The organism is Amaricoccus sp., from assembly GCF_017995835.1.
Classification (GTDB): Bacteria; Pseudomonadota; Alphaproteobacteria; order Rhodobacterales; family Rhodobacteraceae; genus Amaricoccus.
Genome location: NZ_JAGOID010000132.1, coordinates 1 through 6,499, shown reverse-complemented (window position 1 = coordinate 6,499; position 6,499 = coordinate 1). Strand labels below are relative to the sequence as shown.

Annotated in this window: 5 protein-coding genes; 4 read left to right on the top strand and 1 reads right to left on the bottom strand. The window is 68.6% G+C overall.

Going from position 1 to position 6,499, the window contains the following annotated elements; translation table 11 throughout:
• From KBA23_RS14950 to KBA23_RS14940, 3 genes are all read left to right on the top strand, one after another.
• Positions 1-517, top strand: a 517-nt coding sequence (locus KBA23_RS14950) for an ATPase, T2SS/T4P/T4SS family (protein ID WP_290742497.1), incomplete at its 5' end; no start/stop codon positions are given.
• Complete coding sequence (locus tag KBA23_RS14945) at positions 505-1,512, top strand: type II secretion system F family protein (protein WP_290742494.1); 1,008 nt, start codon at positions 505-507, stop codon at positions 1,510-1,512. The genes KBA23_RS14950 and KBA23_RS14945, both read left to right, overlap by 13 nt.
• A 3-nt stretch (positions 1,513-1,515) precedes the next feature.
• Positions 1,516-2,484, top strand: a complete 969-nt coding sequence (locus KBA23_RS14940; protein ID WP_290742491.1) for a type II secretion system F family protein — start codon at positions 1,516-1,518, stop codon at positions 2,482-2,484.
• Positions 2,485-2,522: 38 nt separating this feature from the next.
• Here the strand turns inward: KBA23_RS14940 and KBA23_RS14935 are convergent, their stop codons facing one another.
• The gene (locus KBA23_RS14935; RefSeq protein WP_290742489.1) at positions 2,523-4,508 is read right to left on the bottom strand and encodes an alkyl sulfatase dimerization domain-containing protein; all 1,986 of its coding nucleotides are present in this window, start codon (positions 4,506-4,508) and stop codon (positions 2,523-2,525) included.
• Positions 4,509-4,626: 118 nt separating this feature from the next.
• Between KBA23_RS14935 and KBA23_RS14930 the strand changes: the two genes are divergently transcribed.
• Positions 4,627-6,324, top strand: coding sequence for an arylsulfatase (locus tag KBA23_RS14930; protein ID WP_290742487.1), 1,698 nt, complete (start codon positions 4,627-4,629; stop codon positions 6,322-6,324).
• The last annotated feature ends 175 nt before the right edge of the window (positions 6,325-6,499 follow it).

The window sequence follows — 6,499 nt, the reverse complement described above, 5'->3', positions numbered from 1 at the left end:
CATCGAGGGTGAGGGCGAGATCACCATCCGCCACCTGCTCAAGAACGCGCTCCGCATGCGGCCCGACCGCATCATCGTCGGCGAAATCCGCGGCGAGGAGGCGATCGACATGCTCCAGGCGATGAACACCGGCCACGACGGCTCGATGGGCACGATCCACGCCAACACCCCGCGCGACGCGCTGACCCGGCTCGAGAACATGGTCGCCATGTCGGGCTTCAAGCTGCCGGCCGAGGCGGTGCGCGAGCAGATCCAGTCCGCCGTCCACATGATCGTGCAGGTGAGCCGGATGCGCGACGGCAAGCGCCGCATCACCCGCGTGACCGAGATCACCGGCATGGAGGGCGACGTCGTCACCACGCAGGAGCTGTTCCGCTACGTCTACGACGGCGAGAACGCCGACGGCACGCTGGCCGGCCGCTTCGAGTGCTCGAACCTGCGCCCCAACTTCATGCCGCGGGCGGAATATTTCGGGCTCGGCAACCGGCTGCTGGAGGCGATGGGATGCCGGGGGTGAGCCTCGCCGCCGTCGCGGCGCTCGCGGGCGGCCTCCTCGTCTTCGTCATCGCCGGCCTCGCCGCGCTGTCGCTGGCGCTGCGCGCCCAGCGGCGGCACCGCAACCGGCTCGCCCGGGTCGGCCGGCGGCGCATGTCGGGCCGCCTCGACCTCGACGACGTGCGGCTGAGCCTCGCCCGCGCCGGGGACGAGGCGTCGCTCCTGACCCGCCTCGGCGAGGCGCTCGGGCGGATCGTGCCGGTACTCGACGCCACGCGCCTGCGCGCCAGCATCAGCCGCGCCGGCATGTCGATGACGCTGGGCGGGTTCATCATCGCCTCGCTCGTCGTCGGCGCCGGCGCGGCGGGAGTCGCGCGGCTCGTGACCGGGGCGCCGCTGCCGCTCCTCGCCCCCGCCGGCGTCGTCTTCGGCATGATGGCGGTGAACGCCTTCGTGAACTTCCGCGGCGAGGCGCTGGCCGACCGCTTCATGCGCCAGCTCCCCGAGGCGCTCGACACCATCATCCGCGGCGTCCGCTCCGGCCTGCCGGTGATCGAGTGCATCGGCGTCGCCGGCCAGGAATGCCCCGCGCCCGTGGGGCCGCATTTCCGCTCGATCTCCGAGCGCGTGCAGCTCGGCGAGCCGCTCGAGGCCGCGCTCTGGCGGGTGGCGCGCGTCATCAACAAGCCCGAGATGGACTTCCTCGCCGTCTCCATCTCGATCCAGATCGAGACCGGCGGCAGTCTCGCCGAGGCGCTCGGCAACCTCTCCGACCTGCTGCGCAAGCGCGAGCACATGAAGATGAAGATCAAGGCCGTGTCGTCGGAGGCCAAGGCGAGCGCGATGATCATCGGCGCGCTGCCCTTCGTGATGCTCGGGCTCCTCTCGGTGATGAGCCCCGAATACGTGCTGCCGCTCTTCGTCGATGCGCGTGGGCAGGTGATGCTGGCGGCGGCGATGGCCTCGATCTGCACCGGCGCCTTCGTGATGTGGCGCATGACCAAGTTCGAGATCTGAGCCATGGCGGCGGACGTCCTCGCCAGCCCCGTCGTCGTCCTGCTGCTCGCCGGCGCGCTCGGCGGCCTCGCCACCCTCGCCGCGCTGGCGGACTGGCTGATCGAGCGGCGGATGCGCCTGCGCCGCGTGCGCGCCGCCGCCGGGGGCCGCTCCACCCGCGGCGCCGGCGCGCGGCAGCGCTCGACCGAACCGGAGGCCTGGCGCGTGGCGGCGCTCCAGGTCATGCGCCGCTCGACGCAGCGGGTCTCGATCATGAAGGACCGGCAGGTCCAGGACACCCGCCGGCTCCTCGTCAGCGCCGGCTACCGCGGCCGCGACGCGATCGTCGTCTACACCTTCTTCAAGCTGATCTCGCCCTTCGTCTTCATGGTCGCGACCGCCGCCTACGTCTACGGGCTCGACCCGTTCGGCAAGGGCGCGGGCGTGGACCTCGCCGCGGTGATGGCGGGCGCGCTCCTCGGCTCGAAGCTGCCCGACCTCTTGCTGAAGAACGCCCGCAACAAGCGGCTGGAGAGCGTGCGCAAGGCGCTGCCCGACGCGCTCGACATGCTGGTGATCTGCGCCGAGGCCGGGCTCGGGACCGACGCGGCGCTGAAGCGGGTGGTCGCCGAGACCGGACGCCGCGCCTCGGTCCTCGGCGAGGAACTGAGCCAGACCGCGCTCGAGCTCTCCTTCATGCCCGAGCGCCGGCAGGCGCTCGAGAACTTCGCCGAGCGCGCGCCGCTCCCCTCGGTCTCCGCCTTCGTCAACACGCTGATCCAGGCCGAGAAATACGGCACGCCGCTGGCGCGCGCCTTCAAGATTCTGAGCCAGGAGCAGCGCGCCGAGCGGATGATGCGCGCCGAGGAAAAGGCCGGCCGCCTGCCCGCGACGATGACGGTGCCGATGATGCTGTTCATCCTGCCCGCGCTCTTCGTCGTCCTGATCGGCCCGGCGATCCTCGACATCATGGACAACTACATCGGCATGTAGCCGCGCCGGGCGGCGGGGCCGCCCGGCCGTTCCGCTGCTCAGGGCGTCACGATGTTGAACCAGAACGGGAAGGTGTCGAGGTAGGACACCACCTCGGTCAGCTTCGCCTGATCGCCGGTCAGCGTCACGTCGCCGCCGCCGACGGCGTCGTCGAGCGTCGTCTCGCCGAGGATGATGCCGTTCAGCGTGTCGCGGCTCAGCGTCAGCGTCACGTCCGCATCGTCGGCCTGCATGCCGGCGGTGTGGTTCAATACCCCGTTCTCCAGCTGCACGAACACCTTCTCCCCGGTGTCGGAGAAGTCGAAGTTGAGCCGCGCCGTCGCCTCCCCGGCCTTCTCCGCGTTCAGCCGCACCCCGAGATAGTCGAAGAACAGGTCGAGGCTCATCGCCCGGATGGTGTCGGGGCTCGCCGCGTTCGGCGTCGGGAGTTCGGCGACACCATTCCGCAGCTCCTGCGCCCCGCTCAGGTAGAAGTTCCGCCACGGCCCGCTCTCGGCCTGGTAGCCGAGCTGCTCCAGCGCATCCGCCTCGAGGTCCTTCGCCGCCTGGTTGTCGGGATCGGCGAAGACGACGTGGTGGACGACCTGCGCCACCCAGCGGAAGTCGCCGGCGTCGTAGGAGGCTCGCGCCTGCTCCAGCACCTTGTCGGCGCCGCCCATGAACTCGACGTACTTCACGCTGGCCTCCACCGGCGGCAGCTCGTGCAGCGTCGCCGGGTTGCCGTCGAACCAGCCGAGATAGAGCACGTAGGTCGCCGCCACGTCGTGGTAGATCGACCCGTAGTAGCCGCGATTGGCCCAGAAATGCCCGAGGCTGTCCGGCAGGGTGAAATCCTCGGCGATCTCCCGCATCGTCTCGCCCTGGTTGAGCTTGCGCAGGGTCTCGTCGTTGATGAAGCGATAGAGGTCGCGCTGCTTCTCCAAGAGCTCGCGCACGTTGTCGTTGCCCCAGGTCGGCCAGTGGTGCTGGGCGAAGACCACCTCGGCCTTGTCGCCCCACATGGTCAGCGCCTCGTTCAGGTACTTCGACCACGGCAGCGGCTCGCGGATCTTGGCGCCGCGCAGCGAATAGGTGTTGTGCAGCGTGTGGGTGGCGTCCTCCGCCGCCTCCATCGCCTTCTTCTCCTCGATGAACCACAGCATCTCGGAGGGCGCCTCGGAGCCCGGCGCCATCAGGAACTCGTAGGTCAGCCCGTCGATCACCTCCTTCTGCCCGGTCTCGGTGATGATGTCGGTCGGCGGGATCAGCGTCACCGTCCCGGCCGAGGTCGTGGTGCCGAGCCCGGCGCCGATCTGGCCCTTCGGGTCCGGCGGCAGCAGGTTGCCGTACATGTAGCTCGCCCGCCGGCTCATGGCGTTGCCGGCCATGACGTTCTCGGCCACCGCCGCCTCGAGGAACCCGTCGGGCGCATAGATCTTCACGGCGCCCGAGGCGACGTCCTCCTCGCTGACCACGCCGCGCACGCCGCCGTAGTGGTCGACGTGGCTGTGGGTGTAGATCACCGCCTTCACCGGCTTCTCGCCGCGGTTGGCGAAATAGAGGTCCATCCCCGCCTTCGCCGTCTCCGCCGAGATCAGCGGATCGACGACGGTGACGCCCTCGGTCCCCTCGATGATCGTCATGTTCGACAGGTCGAGGTTGCGCACCTGATAGATGCCGTCCGTCACCTCGAAGAGGCCCGAGACGTTGATGAGCTGCGAGTTCCGCCAGAGGCTCGGGTTCACCGTGTCGGGGGCGGGGTCGCCCTCCTTGATGAACCCGTACTTGCCCGGATCCCAGATCACGTTGCCGGCGTCGCCCTGGATGACCTCGGCGGGCAGCGCCGCGACGAAGCCCTTGTGCGCGTTCTCGAAGTCGGTCGTGTCGTCGAACGGCAGCGCCTGCAAGAGCGCGGCGTTCGCCTGTTTCGTCGCGTCGGCCGCGTCCTTGCGCGCGTCCTGCTCCTGCGCGCCGGCCGGCGCGAGCGCGCCGCCGGCGGCCAGCGCGAGAACCGACAGCCCCGCGAGTATATGGCGTCTGGTCATGGCCGTTCCTCCCAGCATTTATCGGATTTATCGGCGAGTGTGACGGCGCGCTTCCCTGAAGTCCAGTAATCTGCCACCATCCTCCCCTTGGAACCGAAAGGTCTGGGGGGGTATCGAGATGCAGTTGCGAGCATGGCTTCGCGCCGCGACGATTGCGGGCAGCGCGCTTGGAGCTTCCATCGCCAGCGCACAGGAGGCGAAGCCGAACATCCTGGTGATCTTCGGCGACGACATCGGCATCGCCAACGTCAGCGCCTACTCGGACGGGGTGATGGGCTACACCACCCCCAACATCGACCGCATCGGCGAGGAGGGCGTCCGCTTCCTCCAGTACTACGGCGAGCAGAGCTGCACCGCCGGCCGCGCCGCCTTCCTCACCGGCCAGCATGGCATCCGCACCGGCCAGCATGGCATCCGCACCGGCCTGACCAAGGTCGGCTTTCCCGGCGCGCCGATGGGGATGAGCCAGCTCGACCCCTCGATCGGCGGGGTGATGCAGAGCCTCGGCTACGCCACCGGCCAGTTCGGCAAGAACCACGTCGGCGACCGCAACGAGTCGCTGCCCACCGTCAACGGCTTCGACGAGTTCTTCGGCAACCTCTACCACCTGAACGCCGAGGAGGAGCCGGAGCTTCCGGACTATCCGAAGGATCCGGCGTATCTGGCGAAGTTCGGGCCGCGCGGGGTGCTGAAGACCACTGCCACGGACGTCGACGACCCGACCGTCGATCCCCGCTTCGGCAAGGTCGGCAAGCAGACCATCGAGGACACCGGCGCGCTCACCAAGAAGCGCATGGAGACCATCGACGACGAGACCTCGGCCGCGGCGATCGACTACATGCGGCGCCAGGTCGAGGCTGACCAGCCATTCTTCGTCTGGTTCAACTCGACCCGGATGCACCTGCGCACCCATGTCCGCCCCGAGCATCGCGGCCGCTACACCCATGGCGACAGCGAATACATCGACGGCATGATCGAGCACGACGAGACGATCGGCTCGATCCTCGACGCGCTCGACGAGATGGGCGTCGCCGACAATACGATCGTCGTCTACACTTCCGACAACGGTCCGCACATGAACACCTGGCCGGACGGGGCGATGACGCCCTTCCGCTCCGAGAAGAACACCAACTGGGAGGGCGCCTTCCGGGTGCCGATGCTGGTGCGCTGGCCGGGCCACATCGACCCGGGAACCGTCACCAACCAGATCATGAGCCACAACGACTGGATCCCGACGTTGGCGGCGATCGGCGGCAACCCCGACATCGTCGAGCAGCTCGCCGCCGGCACGACGCTGAACGGCATCGACTACAAGGTGCACCTCGACGGCTACGACCAGTCGGCGTTCCTCGAAGCGGTCAGCGGCACCGTCGGGACCGCCAACGACGCGACGAGCGCGCGCAGCCAGTTCTTCTATTCCGACGACGACGGCCTGCTGGTCGCCATGCGCGATGGCGACTACAAGTACGTCTTCTCCGAGCAGCGCGCCCAGGGCACGATGCAAGTCTGGGCCGAGCCCTTCACAACGCTCAGGCTCCAGAAGATCTTCAACCTGATGCAGGATCCCTACGAGCGAGCCGACATCACCTCGAACACCTTCTGGGACTGGCAGCTCAACCACGTCGGCAGCATGTACGGGGTGATGGACGAGGTCTTCCAGTTCGCGGCGACCTTCGACGAGTTCCCGCCGCGGTCGTTCCCGCCGTCTTTCAATCCGGCAAACGTGATGGAGGGCAAGATGCGCGAGATCAAGGGCGAGCGCGCGCTGCGGCAGGCGTTCCCGATGCTGCCGGAGTCGGCGGCCCCCAAGGACTAGGCGGTTGCGCTCGGGTCGCGGAGGCCGCTGGGTGTGGCGCCAGCGGTCTCATACCAACGGCATCATCCGCTGACCTGCGCCCACTGGCGTGAGGTGATTGATGCGACGCGCTCGGGGGTTGCGAGAAGCGCGTTCCAGGCTTCGCAGCAGACGTCGACGATGGCGTCGTAGCTGT

What these genes read in the sequence shown, in the direction of transcription:
- KBA23_RS14940 (WP_290742491.1), top strand. Translation starts at nt 1,516, where the DNA reads ATGGCGGCGGACGTCCTCGCCAGCCCCGTCGTCGTCCTGCTGCTCGCC.
- KBA23_RS14930 (WP_290742487.1), top strand. Translation starts at nt 4,627, where the DNA reads ATGCAGTTGCGAGCATGGCTTCGCGCCGCGACGATTGCGGGCAGCGCG.
- KBA23_RS14935 (WP_290742489.1), bottom strand. Translation starts at nt 4,508, where the DNA reads ATGACCAGACGCCATATACTCGCGGGGCTGTCGGTTCTCGCGCTGGCC.
- KBA23_RS14945 (WP_290742494.1), top strand. Translation starts at nt 505, where the DNA reads ATGCCGGGGGTGAGCCTCGCCGCCGTCGCGGCGCTCGCGGGCGGCCTC.